Source organism: Mesorhizobium sp. M2E.F.Ca.ET.209.01.1.1 (assembly GCF_004010375.2).
Lineage (GTDB): Bacteria > Pseudomonadota > Alphaproteobacteria > Rhizobiales > Rhizobiaceae > Mesorhizobium.
This window is the reverse complement of sequence record NZ_SADP02000354.1, coordinates 1-385: the sequence shown is the minus strand read 5'-3', so window position 1 is coordinate 385 and position 385 is coordinate 1. Positions and strand designations below refer to the sequence as shown.

General features: G+C 63.9%; 1 protein-coding gene. It reads left to right on the top strand.

The window, feature by feature from the left end; translation table 11 throughout:
* Positions 1-385 (top strand): TauD/TfdA family dioxygenase (locus tag EN852_RS35965; RefSeq protein WP_189546400.1); only part of this gene is annotated, 385 nt, incomplete at both ends.

The window sequence follows — 385 nt, the reverse complement described above, 5'->3', positions numbered from 1 at the left end:
TTCCGGCTGCTCTGTTCCTATCCGGCGCGCTTCGAATATGCCGGCTCGTCAGGCGTGCGGCTGCAGTCCAAGCGGCCGATGATCGAGCTCGGACCCGATGGCGAGCTGATCTGCATCCGCTTCAACAACCGCTCGCTGGCGCCGACCGTCGATGTGCCGTTCGCCGACATGGATCGCTACTATGGCGCCTACCGCCGCTTCGCCGAACTGATCGAGGATCCATCCTTCGAAGTGACCTTCAAGCTTGAGCCCGGCCAGGCCTTCATCGTCGACAACACCCGCGTCATGCATGCCCGCAAGGCGTGCTCCGGCACCGGCAAGCGCTGGCTGCAGGGATGCTATGCGGACAAGGACGGCCTGTTGTCGACGCTCGCGGCGATTGAAC